This window comes from Polymorphospora sp. A560 (assembly GCF_045781765.1).
In the GTDB taxonomy this organism is placed as follows: domain Bacteria; phylum Actinomycetota; class Actinomycetes; order Mycobacteriales; family Micromonosporaceae; genus Polymorphospora; species Polymorphospora lycopeni.
In genome coordinates, this window is sequence record NZ_CP122282.1 from 3,863,278 (window position 1) to 3,881,732 (window position 18,455).

Annotated in this window: 11 protein-coding genes; 5 read left to right on the plus strand and 6 right to left on the minus strand. The window is 75.3% G+C overall.

Going from position 1 to position 18,455, the window contains the following annotated elements:
• Positions 1-23: 23 nt before the first annotated feature.
• Genes pseB through QCD66_RS17400 form a run of 5 tightly spaced genes read left to right on the plus strand, consistent with a single transcriptional unit; the run spans position 24 to position 6,904 of the window.
• Positions 24-1,025 carry a UDP-N-acetylglucosamine 4,6-dehydratase (inverting) gene (gene pseB / locus QCD66_RS17380; RefSeq protein ID WP_375734536.1) on the plus strand — a complete coding sequence of 334 codons (1,002 nt, stop codon included), beginning with the start codon at positions 24-26 and terminating at the stop codon, positions 1,023-1,025.
• Positions 1,022-2,671 (plus strand): hypothetical protein, encoded by a 1,650-nt coding sequence (locus tag QCD66_RS17385; protein WP_375734530.1) that lies wholly within the window; start codon positions 1,022-1,024, stop codon positions 2,669-2,671. The genes pseB and QCD66_RS17385 overlap by 4 nt, the downstream gene beginning before the upstream one ends.
• Positions 2,662-3,417 carry a protein phosphatase 2C domain-containing protein gene (locus QCD66_RS17390; protein ID WP_407567203.1) on the plus strand — a complete coding sequence of 252 codons (756 nt, stop codon included), beginning with the start codon at positions 2,662-2,664 and terminating at the stop codon, positions 3,415-3,417. Before QCD66_RS17385 ends, QCD66_RS17390 begins: the two co-directional genes overlap by 10 nt.
• 53 nt (positions 3,418-3,470) lie before the next feature.
• Positions 3,471-5,162, plus strand: coding sequence for an ABC transporter transmembrane domain-containing protein (locus QCD66_RS17395; protein ID WP_375734532.1), 1,692 nt, complete (start codon positions 3,471-3,473; stop codon positions 5,160-5,162).
• The gene (locus QCD66_RS17400) at positions 5,159-6,904 is read left to right on the plus strand and encodes an ABC transporter ATP-binding protein (protein WP_364217284.1); all 1,746 of its coding nucleotides are present in this window, start codon (positions 5,159-5,161) and stop codon (positions 6,902-6,904) included. The genes QCD66_RS17395 and QCD66_RS17400 overlap by 4 nt, the downstream gene beginning before the upstream one ends.
• An 11-nt stretch (positions 6,905-6,915) precedes the next feature.
• Here QCD66_RS17400 and QCD66_RS17405 read toward each other — a convergent pair whose 3' ends face one another.
• The 6 genes from QCD66_RS17405 to QCD66_RS17430 all read right to left on the minus strand — a co-directional run bounded on the left by QCD66_RS17405 (position 6,916) and on the right by QCD66_RS17430 (position 18,449).
• Positions 6,916-9,315: an ATP-binding protein gene (locus QCD66_RS17405; protein WP_407567204.1), complete on the minus strand. Its 2,400-nt coding sequence runs from the start codon at positions 9,313-9,315 to the stop codon at positions 6,916-6,918.
• Between the two features lie 159 nt (positions 9,316-9,474).
• Positions 9,475-10,248 (minus strand): thioesterase II family protein, encoded by a 774-nt coding sequence (locus QCD66_RS17410; protein ID WP_407567205.1) that lies wholly within the window; start codon positions 10,246-10,248, stop codon positions 9,475-9,477.
• On the minus strand, positions 10,245-11,504 hold the full coding sequence (locus QCD66_RS17415) for a Gfo/Idh/MocA family oxidoreductase (protein ID WP_407567206.1): 1,260 nt from the start codon (positions 11,502-11,504) through the stop codon (positions 10,245-10,247). The genes QCD66_RS17410 and QCD66_RS17415 overlap by 4 nt, the downstream gene beginning before the upstream one ends.
• Positions 11,501-12,574 carry a saccharopine dehydrogenase NADP-binding domain-containing protein gene (locus tag QCD66_RS17420; RefSeq protein WP_375737262.1) on the minus strand — a complete coding sequence of 358 codons (1,074 nt, stop codon included), beginning with the start codon at positions 12,572-12,574 and terminating at the stop codon, positions 11,501-11,503. Before QCD66_RS17420 ends, QCD66_RS17415 begins: the two co-directional genes overlap by 4 nt.
• Positions 12,568-18,081 (minus strand): amino acid adenylation domain-containing protein, encoded by a 5,514-nt coding sequence (locus tag QCD66_RS17425; RefSeq protein WP_407567207.1) that lies wholly within the window; start codon positions 18,079-18,081, stop codon positions 12,568-12,570. The genes QCD66_RS17420 and QCD66_RS17425 overlap by 7 nt, the downstream gene beginning before the upstream one ends.
• Positions 18,078-18,449, minus strand: coding sequence for a phosphopantetheine-binding protein (locus QCD66_RS17430; protein WP_407567251.1), 372 nt, complete (start codon positions 18,447-18,449; stop codon positions 18,078-18,080). The genes QCD66_RS17425 and QCD66_RS17430 overlap by 4 nt, the downstream gene beginning before the upstream one ends.
• Between the last annotated feature and the right edge of the window lie 6 nt (positions 18,450-18,455).

Consider the following 18,455-nt stretch of genomic DNA (forward strand, 5'->3'; position numbering starts at 1 on the left):
GAAAAGGAATGATGTCGATGAGCATCCTTCGTAACTCCACCATCCTCGTCACCGGCGCCACCGGGTCGTTCGGCAAGGCGTTCATCCGGCACGCGTTGGCGTACCTGGACCCCGAGTTGGTCCTCGTCTACTCCCGTGACGAGCTCAAGCAGTACGAGATGCGCCAGCTCTTTCCCGCCGAGACGCGGCTGCGCCTGGTGATAGGCGACGTCCGCGACCGCGATCGGCTCACCGGATGCATGCGCGGCGTGGACTTCGTGGTGCACGCGGCCGCGCTGAAGCAGGTCGACACGGCCGAGGGGCACGCCGGCGAGTTCGTGAAGACCAACGTCGTCGGTTCGCAGAACGTCATCGACGCCGCCACGGCCACCGGTGTGCGGCAGGTCGTGGCGCTCTCCACCGACAAGGCATCCAGCCCGATCAACCTGTACGGCGCCACGAAGATGGTCGCGGACAAGCTCTTCACCTCCAGCGACGGCGGTCCGACGGGGTTCTCCGTGGTGCGCTACGGCAACGTCATGGGCAGCCGCGGTTCGGTCATCCCGCTGTTCCGGCGGCTGGCGCGTACCGGCGCGAGCCTGCCCATCACCGACAAGCGGATGACCCGCTTCCTCATCACCCTGGACCAGGCGGTCCGGTTCGTCGTGGAGACCTTCGACGTGATGCGGGGCGGTGAGCTGTACGTGCCGAAGATCCCGAGCATCCGGATCTCGGATCTGGCCGAGGCGATCGCGTCGGGCTGCCCCACGTACGAGGTCGGCATCCGCCCGGGGGAGAAGGTGCACGAGGAGCTGATCGCCGCGGAGGACAGCCAGCGCACGTTCCAGACCGCCGACCGGTATGTCGTCATGCCGACCATCCGGCGCGCCGGCTACCCCGTCCCGGAGGGATGCCGGCAGGTCGAGGAGGGCTTCCGCTACCGCTCGGACCTGAACACCGCCTGGCTCGGCGTCGAGGAGCTGCGCGAGCTGATCGAGGTCATCGACCGGCCGGGGGAGTCGGGCACCCTGGTGGCGTCGCGGTGAGCGGGCCGGTTCGGCTCACCGGCGCGGTGATGGCACATCCGCGCCGGCTCGGGCCCGGCCGGGAGCTGCTGGCCGCCGCCCCGCCGGGGCTGCTGGAGCTCGTGCTGGACCCGTGGCCGGACGGGCCGCGGACCGGGCTGCGTACGGCGATGAGGGCATGGTCGTCGATCCCCTCCGACTCGACGCACCATGTCGTACTGGAGGACGACGCGATCCTGGTGCCGGGCTTCGCCGAGCACGCGGCCCGGGCCGCGGCGGGGGCACCGGACGCGGCCGTGGTGTTCCACGCCAACTGGTGCTCGCGCACCGGCGCGGCGGTTCGGCTCGGTGCGCTGGCCGGTGCCCGGTGGGTGCGCGCGGCACAGGAGTACACCCCGACGGTCGCGCTGATGCTGCCGGCGGCCGTCGGGGCCGGGTTCCCGGCGTTCGCCCGGCAACACGCCGGCACCTGGGCCGGTGACGTGGTGATGGCCCGCTACCTCGCCGCGCGGGGGGTCCGCACGTACGTGACCGTGCCGAACCTCGTCGAGCACGGCGACTTCCCCAGCGTGGCGGAGAACGACGCCCACGGGCTGCGGCTCTCCGCGTGCTACGGGGAGCCGCCGCCCGGCACGGACTGGTCGCTCGCCGGCGCGGCGGAGCCGGAGGCGTTGCCCTTCTACAAGTTCGGCCTCGCGCTCTGCGCCGTGCGTGAGCCGGCGGGCCGCTGGTCGACGATCGGTCCGCAGCGCTGGAGTAGCCGGCTGCGCGTCGATGTGGACGACTGTGTCAAGGCCTTCGAGGCCACTTTGGACCGGTCCGCCGCGCTGCGCGAGCGGTTCGACGACGACGTGCTCTTCGAGGTGTGGCGCACCGCGTACGCGACGGGTGCGGTGAGCCGCCGCCCCGGCCAGGACGTGGCGGCGCTGACATCGGACCCGCTGGCGGTGCGGGCCGCGCGGTCGATCGGCCCGGGCGGCCTGTGCACGAGCGTCGACGCCCACGAGCTGCTGACGCTGCGGGAACCGCTCGGTGAGCTCGCGCTGGCCGGAATCGTCGCCGGGCTGCACGGCCCGGTGGCCGCCCGCCCGCCCGGGAACCGCCGTCCCGGCGGCCACCGTCGGGTGGTCGACGTGCCGTGCCCGCCGCCGGCGGCGCCGTCGCTTCGACGGACCCTGGAGGGCGAGCTGGTCGACCGGGGCCACGACGTGACGGTGGAGGTGACCGACGGCGCGGTCCGGGTGGTGGGCGCGGGCCCGCGGCGCGGCACCGTGACCGTGCGGACCGGTGTCCCGTACGGTCCGGGTGTACGCTGCCGGCCGCTCGACGACTATGTGGCCCGGTCGCTCGTCGCCCAGCCGATCGTCGTGGATCGCACCTGTCGGGCGACGTCGTACTCGCACGTGTGGGACATCGCCTCCGCGGTCGCCAGGGCGCTCGACTGCGCTCCGGCCGACCCGCCCGACGCGGGCCCGCCGGTGGACCCGGCGGAGCTGGCCGTGCTGGTCTCGCGGACGATCAAGCCGGTGCCGGTCCTGGATGGCGACGGTCCCCACACCGCGGGCCGGGGACCGGTCAGGCGGGACGGACCCGGCATCGGCCTTGCCGACGGCATCCGCACCGTCGGCCAGTGGCTGGCCTACGAGGCGGATGAGACGTGGAGGTGACGGCACTCAGCCGGGCCGCGCCCGGCGGTGACAACGAGGACGCCGTCGTGACCGGCGACACGTTCGCCGTGGCGCTCGACGGCGCGACCGCCGAGCCCGGCTTCGGTTCCGGCTGCCGCCACGGGGTCCGTTGGTTCGCCCGCTCGATCGCGGGCGAACTGGGCCGGCTCCTCGGCACGGACCCGGACGGGGTGCCGCTGCCGGTGCTCCTGCGCGACGCTGTCGGGACGGTCCGCGCAGCCCATGCCGACACCTGCGACCTCGATGACCCGCGCAGCCCGTCGGCGACCGTGGCGATGCTGCGGCTGCGGGGCGACCGGATCGAGCACCTTGTCCTCGGCGACGCCGTGCTGCTGCTGCGCGACCGGCGAGGAAGGGTCACGGTGGTCTCCGACGATCGGATCCGCCGCTTCTACCACCTGCCCTGGTCGCGGCTGCACGACAGACGCAATGTGCCGGGCGGCTTCTGGGTCGTCGGGGCGCGGCCGGACGCCGCCGCCGAGGCGCTGACCGGCTCGGTGCCTGTCGCGGAGCTGGACTGCGCCGCCGTGCTCACCGACGGGGCGGCCCGGCTGGTGGAGCGCTTCGGCTGGACGTGGGACGACCTGCTCGCCGTGCTGAGGCGCGACGGGCCCGCCGCGCTGGTGGCCGCGACCCGGGCGGCGGAACGCGCCGCACCACCCGCCGACCCCGACGACAAGGCGTACGACGATGCGACGGTGGCCCTCTGCCACTTCCATGATTGAATAGTTAAGTTCATTTCCTGTTGGCGTCCGCCGTCTCCCGGATGCGAGAGTGCGTGCGAAACTTCCCGGAATCCTCAGCTGTCACACCGGACTGTCGATCGTCACTGCGCTATCTGTTCTGGCTCGCGGGCCAGTTCCGCGTACCGATCCTGCTCGGCGCTCTCGCCGGCATCGCCTGCATCGTCGCCCAGGCGTTGATTCCGGCGGCGATCGGCGTGGCCATCGACGACGGCATCATCGCCCGGGACCAGCCGGCACTGCTGTGGTGGGGTGCCGCGATCCTCGGTCTCGGTGTCGTGCAGGCGTTGACAGGTCTCATGCAGGACCGGTACGGGCTGACCGCTTCGCTCGGTGCGGCGTACCGCACACTGCAACTCGTCACCGCGCGGGCCGCCCGGCTCGGCGGCACCCTGCGCAAGCAGGCCTCCACCGGCGAGGTCGTGAGCGTCGGCGTCGCGGACATCACCCAGCTCGGTGCCGCGCTGGAGACGACCGGCCGGTTCGCCGGCGCCGTCGTGGTCATCATCGTGGTGGCCGGCATCATGCTGGCCACGTCCTGGCAGCTCGGCGTCGTCGTACTGGTCGGGGTGCCCGTCATGGTCTGGGCGGTCGGGCTGCTCCTGCGACCGCTGCACGGCCGCCAGCAGCACCTGCGCGACCAGCAGGCCGAGCTGACCACCCACGCCGTGGACATCAGCAGCGGCCTGCGGGTGCTGCGCGGCATCGGCGGCGAGGCCCAGTTCTCCCACCGCTACCGACAGATGTCGCAGCGGGTGCGCGGAGCCGGCGTACGGGTCGCCGGCGTCGAGGCCGCCCTGGACGCCGCCAAGACCTTCCTGCCAGGGCTGCTGCTCGTCACCGTCGTGTGGCTGGGCGCGGGGTCGGTCCTCGACGGCCGGCTCAGCGTCGGGCAGCTGGTCGCCTTCTACGGCTACGCGGTCTTCCTGGCGACCCCGCTGCGCCGCGTCGCCGACGGCGCCGACCAGTTCACCAGGGGCAACGTCGCCGCCGCGAGGGTGATCCGGCTGCTGAACATCGAACCCGAACACGCCTCGGGCACGACACCGCTGCCGGACGGCCCGGCGGAACTCGTCGATCCCGACGCCGGGCTCAGGGTGCAGCCCGGCCGGTTCGTGGCGGTGGCATGCGCGACCCCGTCGGACGCCGCGCTGCTCGCCGACCGCCTCGGCCGGCACACCGGCACGACCGCCACGTTCGGCGGGGTGCCGCTGCGCGACGCGCCGCTGGAGCAGGTCCGCGCCCGCATCCTGGTCGCCACCAACGAGGACCGGCTCTTCGACGGCCCGCTGCGTAACGAACTCGACCCCGCCGACCGATCCGACGGGCTGCGCGCCGTGATCGAGGCCTCGTCGTCGAGCGACATCATCGAGATGCTGCCCGACGGTCTGGACCAGACGGTCGTGGGCGGCGGGCAGGAGTTCTCCGGCGGGCAGCGGCAGCGACTGCGCCTGGCCCGCGCGCTGCAGGCCGACCCGGACGTGCTCGTACTCGTCGAGCCGACCAGCGCCGTCGACGCGCACACCGAGGCACGCGTCGCCCAGCGCCTGCGCCAGGCCCGGGCCGGGCGTACGACCGTGGTCTTCACGACCAGCCCGATCATGCTCAACGCCGCCGACCGGGTCGCCGTCGTCGTCGAGGGCCGGGTCGTCGGCGAAGGTACGTACCCGGGGCTGCGTGGCGATGCCCGGTACCGGCCCATCGTCGCCCGGGAGGACGAGGCGTGAACACCGACGACACCCCGCACACGCTGCCCGTCGCATCGGCCCGGGAGGTTCGGTCCCAGGCTCGCCGCATCGCCGTGCGGCACCGCGGCCCCCTGCTCGGCGCCCTCGCACTGCACACCCTCGCCGCCGCGTCCGGCCTGGTCGCGCCGCGGCTGCTCGGCAACCTCATCGAACAGGTGTCACGGGGCACCGCCGAGGTCACCCACGCCGTCGTGCTCATCCTCGTGTTCGTGGTGGCGCAGGTGATCCTGCTCGCCGCTGCCGTCTACGCCTCCGCCCGCCTCGGCGAGACGGTCCTGGCCGAACTGCGCGAGGAGTTCGTCGACAACGTCCTGGCGCTGCCGCTGGCCGTCGTCGAGCGGGCCGGCACCGGCGATCTGGTCAACCGCACCACCCGCGACGTCGACATGCTCTCCCGCGCGGTGCGCCAGGCCGTGCCCGACACGCTGTTCGCCGGCACGACGATCGTGCTGACCGTCGGCGCGCTGATCCTCGTGGACCCGCTGCTGGCCCTGCCCTGCCTGGTCGCGGTGCCGGTGCTGTGGGCAGCCACCCGCTGGTACCTGCGCCGGGCCCGCGACGGCTACCTGCGGCAGAGCGCCTCGTACGCGCGCATCACGGACGGGCTGACCGAGACCGCGGACGGCGCCCGTACGGTCGAGGCCCTGCGCGTCGCGCACCGCCGCACGGCCCGCGCCGACGCCGACATCGCCGAGTCCTACCGGGCGGAGCGCTACACGCTGTACCTGCGCTCGGTGTTCCTGCCGATCAGCGACGTCGGGTACGTGCTGCCCGTCGCCGCGACCCTGGTGCTCGGCGGCGTGTTCTACCTCAACGGGCACGTCACCCTGGCCGCGGTCACCACGGCCACGCTCTACGTGCAGCAGGTCATCGTCCCGGTCGACGTGCTGCTGTACTGGCTGAACGAGCTGCAGATCGGCGGCGCGTCGCTGGCGAGAACCCTTGGCGTGCACGGTGCCGCCCCCGCCCGCGCGTCGCTTCCGGTGCCCGCGGCCGGCGGCGGTGGCCGGGTCGGGCTGGACGGTGTCAACTTCGCCTACCGCGAGGGCCACGACGTCCTGTGCGATGTCACCCTACGGGTCGAACCGGGGGAGCGGCTCGCGGTCGTCGGCCCGTCCGGCGCGGGCAAGTCGACCCTCGGCCGGCTCGTCGCCGGCATCCAGCCGCCGACGTCCGGCACGGTCACCATCGACGACGCGGCCCTGACCGACCTGCCGCTGGACGACCTGCGCCGCCGGGTCGCGCTCGTCACCCAGGAGCACTACGTCTTCGCCGGGACACTGCGCGAGAACCTCGTCATGGCGAAACCCTCGGCCACCGACGACGAGTTGGAGAAGATCCTCAAGGCACTGGACGCCTGGGACTGGGCCGCCGAGCGGGGTCTGGACGCCGCCGTCGGCGCGGGCGGAGCGGCACTGTCACCCGCGGAGGCCCAGCAGTTGGCGCTGGCCCGGTTGGCGCTGGCCGACCCGCAGGTGGTGGTCCTGGACGAGGCGACATCACTGCTCGCCCCGAAGGCCGCGCGGCACGTCGAGCGGTCCCTGGCGGCGGTTCTGGAGGGGCGCACCGTGATCGCCATCGCCCACCGGCTACACACCGCGCACGACGCCGACCGCATCGTGGTGCTGGAGGACGGCCGGGTGGTGGAGTCGGGCAGCCACGACGAACTCGTACGAGCCGGAGGCGCCTACGCGGCCCTCTGGCGCTCCTGGCACGGCTAGGGCCGCGGAGTCTACCCGGCGGGCTGGTCGGACAGTTCCCGCCGCAGCGCCGCCCGCAGCGTACGCACCTGCGGGGCGTCCAGTTCGCCACAGCGGTCCAGTGCCCGCTGGCGTAGCGCCCGGGCCTCCGCCGGCCGGTCGTCGTCGGCCAGGGCGGCGAGGACGTGCAGGGTCTGCGCCTCCCACCACGGGCTGGAGAGCGCGGCGAACAGCGCCAGCGCCTGCCGCAGCGCGTAGGTCGCGGCGTCGACCTCGCCCAGCTCCCGCGCCGCCAGCCCGTACCGGTAGGTGGCATGGGCCTCGCTGAACGTCGCGCCGCACCGCTGGAAGTTGCGCCGGGCCTGGTCGAACTCGTCGGCGGCCTCCCGCCAGCGGCCGAGGCCGGCCAGGGCCCCGCCGAGGGAGATCATCGCCGCGCCCTGCGTGACCTGCGCACCGGTACGGGTGAGGCCGTTGTCCCGCCGGTAGAACGCGAGCACCTCCCGGTGCAGGTCGGCTGCCTCGGCGTACCGGCCGAGCGCGGCCAGCGCCGCGCCGTGGGCGCTCGCCGCGCAGTGCTCGCCGAGGGCGTACCCGGCCTGACGGAACAGGCCCACGGCCCGGCGGCACGGGTCGAGGGCCGCCGCCGCGCGGCCGGTGCGGACCAGGATCGCCGCCGAGTACGTCAGGGCCCACGCCTCCTCCCGGCGGTCCCCGATCCGCCGGGCCAGTTCCAGCGCGCGGTCCAGGACGGTCTGGGCCTCGGCGTTGCGGTCCCGGCAGAAGTAGTGTGCCCAGCCGAGGAAGTTCAGCAGCGCGGCCTCGTCGCGGGGGTGGCCGGCGGCCCGGGCGGCGGCCGCCCCGAGCGAGAAGATCTCGTCCCAGGGGTGCCGGTGGCTGTTCGCGTCGGAGTACCAGTGCAAGGAGCGGGCCACCCGGACCACGTCGGTGTGCCGGCCGGCGTGGGCCGCGTCGCGCAGCGCCGCCAGCCAGTTGCCGGATTCGCGGTCCAACCAGGACGCCGCCGTCCGGTCGTCGGCGAAGGGGGCGTCCGCCCGGTCGGCGTCCGGCTCGAACACGACGCCGGCCCGCTCGGTGCGGCGCAGCAACCAGCCGACCATCCGGTCGTGCGCGGCGGCCCGGTCGGCCGGGTCCTCCTCGTGGTCGAGGCGTTCGGCGGCGTAGAGCCGGACCAGGTCGTGGAAGTGGTACCGGTCGCCCGCGGGCAGCAGCACCCCGGCCTCGACCAGTTCCTCCACGGCGAGCGCCGCGGCCTCCTCGTCGGTGCCCGCGACGGCGGCGACGAGGCTTTCGTCGAAGTCGGTGCCGGGAACCAGCGAGGCGCGCCGGAACACCGCGGCCGCCGCCGGGTCCAGTTGCCGGTAGGAGACCTCGAACGCGGCCCGGACGTCCAGGTCCCCGGCGGTCAGCACGGTCAGCCGCCGGCGCTGGTCGTGGAGCAGGTCGACGAGCCGCCGTACCGACCACTGCGGCCGGCTGGCGAGCCGGTTGCCGGCGATCCGGACGGCCAGCGGAAGCCGCCCGCAGAGCGTGACGAGCTGGTCGGCGGCGGCCAACTCGGCCGCGACCCGGTCGGCGCCGACGATCGCGGCCAGCAGTTGCCGGCCGGCGGCCGGGTCCAGCAGGTCGAGCGGCTGCCGGATCGCGCCGGCCAGCCCGGTCAGCGGGCGGCGGCTGGTGACCAGGGCCAGGCAGTGCCGCCCGGCCGGCAGCAGCGGGCGTACCCGGGCCTCGTCCACGGCGTTGTCGAGGACGACCAGCAGCCGGCGGTCGCGGGTCAGGGTGCGGAACAGCCCGCCCCGCTCGGCCGGGGAGGCCGGGACGAGGCTGTCCGGCACCCCGAGGGAGCGCAGGAACCCGGCGAGCGTGTCGGCCGGGTCGGCGTCCTGGAGGTCGGCGAAGAGCTGCCCGTCGCCGAACGCGGGGCTGAGCCGGTGCCCCGCCGCGACGGCGAGGCTGGTCTTGCCGATCCCCGGCGGACCGTGCAGGACGACGACGCGGGTGGCCCCGGTGTCCGTGGCGGCCAGCGCCGAGAGCAGGTCGAGGGCGTCCGACCGGCCGGCCAGGTCGGGGACGGCGGCGGGCAGCTCACCGGGTACGACCGCCGGCTGGGCGGGAGCGGCCGCGTCGACCGGTGCCGGGTGCGGCGGCGGCTGCCGTTCGGCGCGGGCCAGGTCGAGGAACCGGCCGCGTTCCGGCCCGGCGAGTCGTAGCGCGTCGGCGAGCAGGACGGCGGTGCGCCGCTGCGGGCTGCGTACCCGCCCCCGCTCCATCTCCCGGATGCCGCGGACGCTGGAGCCGGACGCCTCGGCCAGCCCTTCCTGGGTCAGGCCCAGGCTCCGCCGGAGGCTCCGGAGCCGGTCGCCGAACCGCTCACGCTGCTCCTGATCAATGGGTATGGCTTCCCCCAACCACCCGCCTACGCGCGCTCGCGCAACGCCGATCGATGCTTGCACACCCGGCACCGGTCGGGGGAGCGGTGTGTGGTGCTCGCCATGCTCAGCCCGTGACGAACCGTACCGATCCCACCCGGTACGGTCCAATCACGACAGTGGACATCGGACGGCTGGTCAGGGCAGGTCGCTGACCCGGCGGGCCGGGCCGAGCGCGGCCACCACGTCGGCGACCACCGTCTCGTGGACGTCGTCCAGGTAGAAGTGCGCCCCGGGATACGTACGCAGTGCGAAGGCGGCCCGGGTGTGGTGCGCCCAGTCCCGCACCTCGGCCGGTGACGCGGTGGGGTCGGCCACCCCGACCAGCCCGGTCACCGGGCAGCCCAGCGGCGGCACCAGCGCCGGCCGGTGCGTCTCGAAGGCCCGGTAGTCGGCGCGTACCGACGGCAGCACGACCGCGCGCAGTTCGGGGTCGTCCAGCGCCCGGTCGTCGGTGCCGCCGAGCCGGCGCAGTTCGGCGACCAGCGCCTCGTCGTCGCCGAGGTGCACGGTGCCCGGCCGGTGGTGGCACGGCGCGGGCAGGCCGGAGACGAACAGGTGCGCCGGGGTGAAGCCGCGCCGGGCCAGCCGTGCGGCGACCTCGTAGCCCAGCGCCGCGCCCATGCTGTGCCCGAAAAGCGCCAGGGGTCGGTCGAGCAACGGGGTGAGCGCGTCGGTGACCAGGTCGGCGAGCCGGGCGAAGTCGGTGACGCAACTGTCGGTGAGCCGGTCCTCGCGGCCGGGGTACTGCACCGCGTGCAGTTCCAGGTGCGCCGGCAGCCGGGCCGGCCAGCGCCGGAACGAGCTTGCGCCGCCGCCGGCGTGCGGCAGGCAGACCAGGCGCGTCTCGGCGTGCGGGACCGGCCGGTACCGCCGCAGCCAGGTCGTGTCGCCGGCCGTGGCCGCCCTCACCGGGCCACCGCCGGCTCCGTGCCCCGCTGCCTCGGGACCGCCGCGCCGGCCCCGGCGCCCGCGCCGGCCGGACCGGTCGCCGCGCCGACCGGGGCCGGTGCGCAGATCGGGACCGGTCCGTCGCCCGGGGCCGGCCCGTCGGCCGGGTCGAGGCCGGTCAGGTCGGCGACGCCGACCGGTGGCGGCGGGCTGCCCACGATCAGCTCCGGCTGCCCCAGCCGGCCGGTCAGTTCCTGCCACACCCGGCACACCGTCAGGTGCGACTGCCCGAGCCGCATCGGGTCCTCGCCGGCGGTGACCGCGGCCGCGAACTCCGCCATCGTGCGGGCCATCGCCGCCGGCCACAGGTCACGCAGCACGTCGGCGTAGTCGACCGGCTCGGTGCCCGGCAGCACCGCCGTGCTCGGCCGGGCCAGGTACGGGTCACCGGCCGGGCCGGCGCCGTCGGCCGGACCGTCGCCGTTCGCGCCCGCGCCGGTCACGTGCAGCCGGGGGCTCCACAGCACCGGCCCGTGCGTGTCGGCCAGGGTCAGCGTCCCGGCGTCGGTGGTGACCGAGATCCGGTGCATCAGGTGGGCGTGGTTGTCCGGGTCGTGTGGGTCGAGCTGGTTGTGCACCCGGATGCCGACCGGCACCCCGCCGAGCACCGCGTCGACCCCGCGCAGCGGCGGGGCCGCGTCGAGCAGACCGGTCATCTGCTCCGGCCACGCCGCCGGCTCGGCCACCGCCCACGGCCGCATCGCCGGCAGGGCCCGGGACAGGATGTCGACCAGGGCGAACGCGACCTGGATGCTGGTGGCCGCCTCGACGTACCGGGGCGGGCCGTGCCGGCGCAGCACCGCCGCGGCCCGCAGGAACGCCCGGACCGGGGCGAGCTGCGGATAGTGGTCGTTCAGCCGGTACAGCACCTTGTTGCGGCGGGCCCGCCGCAGGCAGTCGGCGAGTTCGTCGTGGTGCACCGGGTGCTCCTGGAGCACGTGGACGCCCCGGTCGAGCAGGGCGGCGGCGAGTTCACTGCCGGTACCGCCGGCCACCCCGGCCCGGACCGCCACGCAGGCCGCGTCGACGGCGTCCGGCAACTCGTCGACCGACGTGTACAGCGGCACGCCGTACTCCCGCGCGCAGGCCGCCGAGCGGGCGCTGCCCCGGGCCAGCACCCCGACCAGTTCGCCCCACGCGGGGCCGTCGCGCAGGGCGGCCAGGTGGACCCGTCCGAAGGTGGTGCCGCACACCACGAACCGCAGCCGCCGGGTCACAGCACTCCCTCCTCGACCGCCGCGGCGCGCGGCCCGTCGGTCACCTCGAACACGGTGCACGCCGCGTCGCGGCGCAGCCGCTCCACCACCACCGCCGGGTCCAGCAGGTCGGCGGCGAGCCACGCACCCGGCGGTACGGTGCCGGCCAGCACCGCCGCGGCGGCCTCGACCGCGACCGTCGCGGTGAGCCGGTAGCCGTCGTCGGCGCGCAGGGTCAGCGTCCGCGCCCCCCGGTCGTCGGTGATCTCGACGACCATCAGCTGGTAGGGGCGCTGCCCGGCCAGGTCGACCTCGGCGGCCCGGACCAGCCGGCCGGCCGCGTCGGACCCGGCGGGGTCGCCGACCGTCCCGGCCCGCAGCCGGTTGAGCACCGCCAGGGTCTGCCGGCCGGCGAAGACGTTGAACCACGCGCCGTCGCGTACGCCGAGTTCGACGGCGAGCCGGCGGGCCTCGCCGGTCAGGAACGGGTACGCCGTCACCCGGCCGGGGAACGGCGGCAGGCTCACGTCGAGCAGCGGCTCGACCGTACGCGGCGCCGCCGCCCCGTCCCGCCAGCCGGCCATCGCCTCGCCGTAGCCGTCGTGCAGGCTGGCCACCATGTCGGCGGCGGCCGCCGGGCTGAACCGGTCGAGGCCGCCGAACCAGGCCCGCAGCGATCCGACCGGCCCGCCGTCGGTGCCCCGCAGCCAGCGCGGCAGCAGCCCGGACAGGCCGGGGCTCTGCCCGGCGCCGAGCACCACCGGCACCGGGGCGAACGACAGTCGGTCGCGCAGCAGGTCGTCGCCACCGGCGTCGACGTACGCCGCACCGGCGGCGACCGCGGCGGCGGCGACCCGCGGGCTGAGCCGGTACGACGGCCCGGCACAGTTGACCACCAGGTGGCAGCCGGCGCAGAAGGCGCGCAGCGCCGCCGGGGCGGTGACGTCGACGGCCACCACCTCGGCCCCGGCCGGCGCGTCGGGCACCCCGGCGCGGGCGCCCAGCCGGACCGTGACCCCGGCCCCGGCCAGGGCGTGCGCGACCTGCCGGCCGACCGCCCCGCTCGCGCCGAGCACCCCGACGGTCAGCACGGCGCCACCGTCCCGCCGAGCTGGGTGGCGGCCCGCGCCGCGTACGGCGGTTGCAGGCAGGTGAAGTGGTCGCCGGGGATGTCGACGACCCGCAGCTCGCCGAGGCAGATGTCGTGCCAGTACGCGGTCATGTCGGCACCCAGCCCGGGCAGGAAGTGGATCTCGCTGTTCTGGCGCAGGAACGTGATGTCCCCGGCGTACGGGTCGGCGCGGTGCCGGCTGGCCGCGTCGAGGCTCTGCCGGAACACCCGGGCGGCGGTGCCGACGGTGCCGAGCGGTTCGTCGCCGTCGGGTCCGTTCGGCGCCGCCGCGGCCAGCGCGGCGAGCCGGTCGGCGGGGGAGCGGCCGGCGAGCTGGCGGAACCGGGAACCGACCGACCGCAGCGCCGGATCGCCGTCCAGCGCCGCGAACGCGCCCGTCGGAATCCGGCCCGGCGTCGCGGCGAGCACCGTCGACAGCGCCCGGGCCAGCACGGTCTCGTCGTCGGGATAGCCGAGCACCGCCGGGTCGACGCCGATGAGCTGCGCGAAGGCCCATTCGGCGACCAGGTCGTCCTCGACGGTGTACGGAACCCGGTAGCTGCTGACCACCCGCAACCCGGTCACCTCCGCCCCGCTCTCGGTGAGCTGCCGGGCCAGTTCGGTGGCGAGCAGGCCACCGAGGCAGTAGCCGATCACCTCGAACCGGGTCCGGCCGGTCGCCGCCAGCGCCTGCCGGTACTCCCCGGCGAGCCGGCCGATCAGGGATGCCGGGTCGTGCCGCAGGTAGCTCTCGATGTCGGCGATCGCCAGCCCGTACACCGCGCCCGGGCCGGGCAGCAGCGGCACCACGGCCCGGTACGGCGCCAGCGTGCCGCTGCCGTCGTGGACCAGGACCCGGACCGGCGCGTCGGCGTCGGTGCCGGCGGCCAGCGGCACCAGCGGCGACTGCCGGTCGGTGGCGGTCACCGGCCCGGAGCCGTCGGCCGCGCCGAGCCAGTCCGCGAGACCGCCGACCGTCGGGGTCCGCAGCATCTGCCGCAGGAGCTGGTCCCAGGTGTGACCGGCGGCCTCCGGCACCCGGTCGCGGACCATCCCGACCAGCTTGGACAGCAGCAGCGAGTCGCCGCCCAGGGTGTAGAAGTCGACGTCCCGCCCGATCCGCGCGGTGCCGAGCAGCTCGGCCCACAGGTCGGCGAGCCGCCGCTCCAGGTCGGTGCGCGGCTCGTCGAGCGGGCCGTCGTCGCCGCCGGACCGGGCCGGGGCCGCCAGCCGGCCGGCCAGCGCCGCCCGGTCGACCTTGCCGTTGCCGGTCAGCGGCAGCGCGTCGACGGTGCAGACCCGGGCCGGCAGCATGTAGCCGGGCAGCCGGGCCCGCAGGTGGGCGTCCAGGCCGTCCGGGTCGACCGGGTCGCGGTGCGGCTTGACCCGTACGCCGAACGCGTGCTGGCCGACCGCGGACAGCGGCTCGTCGTCGGCGGGCAGGCAGAACGCCAGCTCGGCGTCGATCCCGGCGACCAGGTCCCGCCACGACTGTCCGGTGTGGAATGTCCGGTCGGCGGCGGCCCGCTCGTCGGTGAAGTCGGTCAGCCCCTCCTTGAACTCCATCGACGCCATCAGCGGGTAGTTGTCCCGGGTCGCCTCGATGAACAGCAGCCAGCCGCCGGGCCGGACCAGTTCGGTGATCCGCTCCAGCACCTCACCGGCGTGGGTGGAGTTGTGCAGCACGTTCGCGCAGACCAGCACGTCGAACGAGTGCGGCTCGTAGCCCTGGTCGCGCGGGTCGGCGTTGAGGTCGAACAGGCCGTACCGCAGCCACGGGTGGTCGGCGAACCGGGTCCGCGCCTCGGCGAGGAAGAACGGCGACACGTCGGTGAACAGGTAGTCGACCAGGTGCCCGTCGACGGCGTCGATCAGGTCGCTGGTGGTGCCGCCGACCCCGGCGCCGATCTCCAGCACCGACAGCGGCCGCCCGGCCGGCTGCGCGGCGGCGACCGCCCGCAGCGCGGCGGCCAGCCCGGTGTTGACGTACCGGCTGATCAGGTTGTCCCGGTAGGCGGCCTGGGCCACGTCCAGGTTGCCCTCGGGGAACAGCAGGGCCAGCGGGTCGAGTTCGTCGCGCAGCAGCTCGGGCAGGTGCCGGGCACTGGTGCGCAGGTAGCGGATCAGCTCGGCGCCGTGGCCGTGCGCGGTCGCCAGCGCCTCGATCCGGTCCCAGTCCGGCGCCTCGCCGCCGGCGGGCGCCGCCCCGGCCGTACCGAGCCGCCAGCCGCCCGGCACGGCGTCCAGCAGCCCGTGCGCGGTCAGCGCCGCCAGCCACCGGCGGACCAGCCGGTGGTGCCGGGGCGCGACCCGGGCCGCCGCCAGCACGTCGGCCAGCCCGTGCACCGCCGCCGGGTCGGTGAACAGGTCGCCGGCCCGGCGCAGCGCGTCCCGCATCGCGTGCAGCGCCGCCCGGTCCAGCGCCTCGACGACCTGCCGGACCGCCGTACCGTCGACCTCGCGGGCCAGCGCGCCGGCCGCCCGGCCGGCCGCGTCGGCGACCCGGGCGGTCGCCTCCGCCACCTCCGGCGGCGCGGGCCGGTGCCGGGGCTCGGCGAAGGCGACCAGCCGCCGGTCGAGCGGCCCGGTGCCGTCGACGACGGTCGCCGCCGCCCCGATCGCCGGGTACGTCGACAGGGCCGCGTCGACCTCGGCGAGTTCGATCCGGTGCCCCTTGATCTTGACCTGGGAGTCCTCCCGGCCGAGGAACTCGATCGTCCCGTCCGGGTGGTAGCGGCCGATGTCGCCGGTGCGGTAGAGCCGCTGCCCGGTCACCGGATCGGTGACGAACCGCTCGGCGGTGCGCGCCGGGTCGCCGAGATAGCCCAGCGCCAGCCCGGCACCACCGATGTACAGCTCGCCGGGGACCCAGTCCGGCCGGGGCCGCATCGCCCCGTCGAGCACGTGGAAGCTCTGGTTGGCCAGCGGCCGGCCGTACGGGATGCTCGGCCACGCCGGGTCGACGGCCTCGACCGGGTGGTGGATCGACCAGATCGCCGCCTCCGTCGCCCCGCCGAGGCTGACCACCCGCAGTCCGGGCACCTGCCGGCGGACCGCGTCCGGCAGCGCGACCGGGATCCAGTCACCGGACAGCAGCGCCAGCCGCAGCCCGGTCACCGCCGGACGCCCCTCGCCGTCCGGCGCCCCGGCCAGGTAGTCGTGCAGCATCTGCAACTGCGCCGGCACCGAGTTCCAGACCGTGACCCCACGGGTGGCGACCAGCTCCGCCCAGTGCGACGGGTCGCCGCGCCGGTCCGCGGCCGGCAGCACCACCGCCCCGCCGGCGGCCAGCGGGCCGAAGATGTCGTACACCGACAGGTCGAAGCCGAGACTGGCCAGACCGAGGACCCGGTCGTCGGCGCCGACCCCGAACCGGGCGTTGACGTCGGCGACCGTGTTCGCCGCCGCGGCGTGGCTGACCACCACCCCCTTCGGCGTGCCGGTCGAGCCGGAGGTGAAGATGACGTACGCCGCGTCGTCGCGGCCGACCCCGGCCGGGACCACGTCGGCGGCCTCCGGTGCCGGCCCGCCGGAAAGCGTGTCGACGTCGAGCGTCTTGGCGTCCGGACGGTCCAGCCACGACTGCGTCAGCACCAGCCGGATCCCGGCGGTCGACAGCATCAGGTCCCGCCGCGCCGGCGGCTGGTTGGTGTCCACCGGCACGTAGACGCCGCCGGCCAGCAGCACGCCGAGCACCCCGACGACCTGCTCCCAGCCCTTGTCCATGACGACCGCCACCGGATCCGCCGGCCGGCACCCGGCGGACCGCAGCCACCCGGCCACCTCCGCGGCCCGGCCGGCCAGCTCGGCGTACGTCAGCGCCCGGCCGTCCGCGACCACCGCCACCCGCTGCGGCGTACGGGCCGCCTGGGCGAACACCGGCTCGTGCAGCAGCCCCACCGGCAGGTCGGCGGCGGTGTCGTTGACCGCGGCCCGGCGCAGCGCCTGCGCGGCCGGCAGCGGCACCGGCCCGACCTGGTCCCAGGCCGCCGACCCGTCCGCGAGCCGCCCGACCAGGTCGGCGTACGCCTCGAACATCGCGTCGACGAGCCCGTCGGGGAACACCCCCTCGCGTACGTCCCAACTGATCCGCAGCTCGCCGTGGTGTTCCATCACCTGGCAGTCGATCCACACCTGCGGGGTCTGGCTGACCCCGAACACCAGCTCGCCGGTGCCGGTGAACCCGGTGCCGGTGCCGCCCTCGGTCAGCCCGACCGTGCTGGTGAACACCACCGGCATCAGGGCCGCGTCCGGGCCGCGGCGCCGGCCGAGCGCACGCAGCACCTCGACCCCGGAGAACCGCCGGTGGTCGATGTTCTCCCACAGCCGCCGTTGCAGACCGGTGGCCCGGTCGGCGAAGCGGGTGGCCGCCGGCTCGTCCGGGTCGGGGCCGGCGGTCAGCAGGGTCACCGAGGTGAAGTCGCCGACCAGTCGGGCGATCTGCGGGTGCGACGGCGGGCGGTTGAGCAGGGTCAGGTTCAGCGTGAACCGGGACCGTCGGCTCCACGCCCCGATCACCTCCGCGTACGCGGCCAGCAGCGCCCCGGTCGGGGTCAGCTTGCGGCCGGCGGCGAGGTCGCGCAGCGCCGCCCAGCGCGCCGGGTCCAGGGCGGTCTGCCAGCGCCGGAACCGGGGCGCCCCGGCGGCCGGCGCGGCGACCGTGGGCAGCTCCGGGCCGGCCGGCAGGTCATCCAGCCGGGCGTCCCACCAGGCCCGGTCCGCCTCGTAGCCCGCCGAGTCGCGGGTCGTCCGCTCGGTCAGCAGGTAGTCCCGGAAGCTGATGTCCAGCGGCGGCAGCGCCGCGTTCGGGTCCAGGTAGAGCTGGTCGAGTTCGGCGATCAGCAACTGGATGCTGGCGTAGTCGGCGATCAGCAGGTCGATCGAGAAGTGCAGCAGGTCGCGGTCGTCGGCGCGGGTGACCCGCAGCCCGAACATCGGCCAGGTGCGCGGGTCGTACACCTTGTGGGACAGCTCGGCGCGGACCGCCGCCCGGGCCGCCGCGACCGTGTCCGGGTCCGCGCCGCCCAGGTCGGTGACGTCGACCCGGTACGTCTGCGGCCCGGGCAGGATCTGCTGGTGCCCGTCGGCGTCGACGACCGCGCGCAGCATCTCGTGCCGGTCGACGAGCCGCTGCCAGGCACGTTCCAGCCGGTCCGGGTCGAGCCCGGTGAACGCCACCTCGAAGTAGCCGTGGCAGGCGACCCCGCCGTACGCGAACGCGTCGTGCCGGCCGAGCAGGTACGCCGACTGCACGTCGGTGAGCGGGAACGGCTCGTGCCGGTTCGCGGGGTCGGTGACCAGCCCGCCGGCGGTGCCGTCGAAGTGCCGCATCAGCGCTTCCCGGTGCTCCCGGAGCTGTGTCATCCGCTCGGCGCTCAGCGCGCCCTTCGGCGCCCGGAAGCGCAGCCTGCCGTCCTCGGCCCAGAGCTGCACGCCGGCCCGTTCCAGTTCGATGACCAGGGCACGGATGTCGGGGTCGTTGTTCACAGCGTTCCTTCTTCGAGTTCCGCGACGACCTCTTCGTCGATGAGGTCGGCCAGGCCGGCGATGGTCGGTGACGCGTACAGCTCGCGCAGCGACAGCCGTACGGCGAAGCGGCGCCGGATCTCCTCGACCAGGCCGGTCGCCGTCAGCGAGCTGCCGCCCAGGGCGAAGAAGCTCTGCTGCCGGCCGACCGAGGGCAGGTCGAGCAGTTCCGACCACATTCGGGCCAGTTCGGTCTCCACCGGCCCGCGGGGCGGGTCCTGGTCGGCACCGGTGGCGTCGACCCGGGCGAGCCGGGCCACGGCGGCCCGGTCGACCTTGCCGTTCGGGGTCAGCGGCAGGGCGTCGAGCACGACGATCCGGTCCGGCACCAGGTA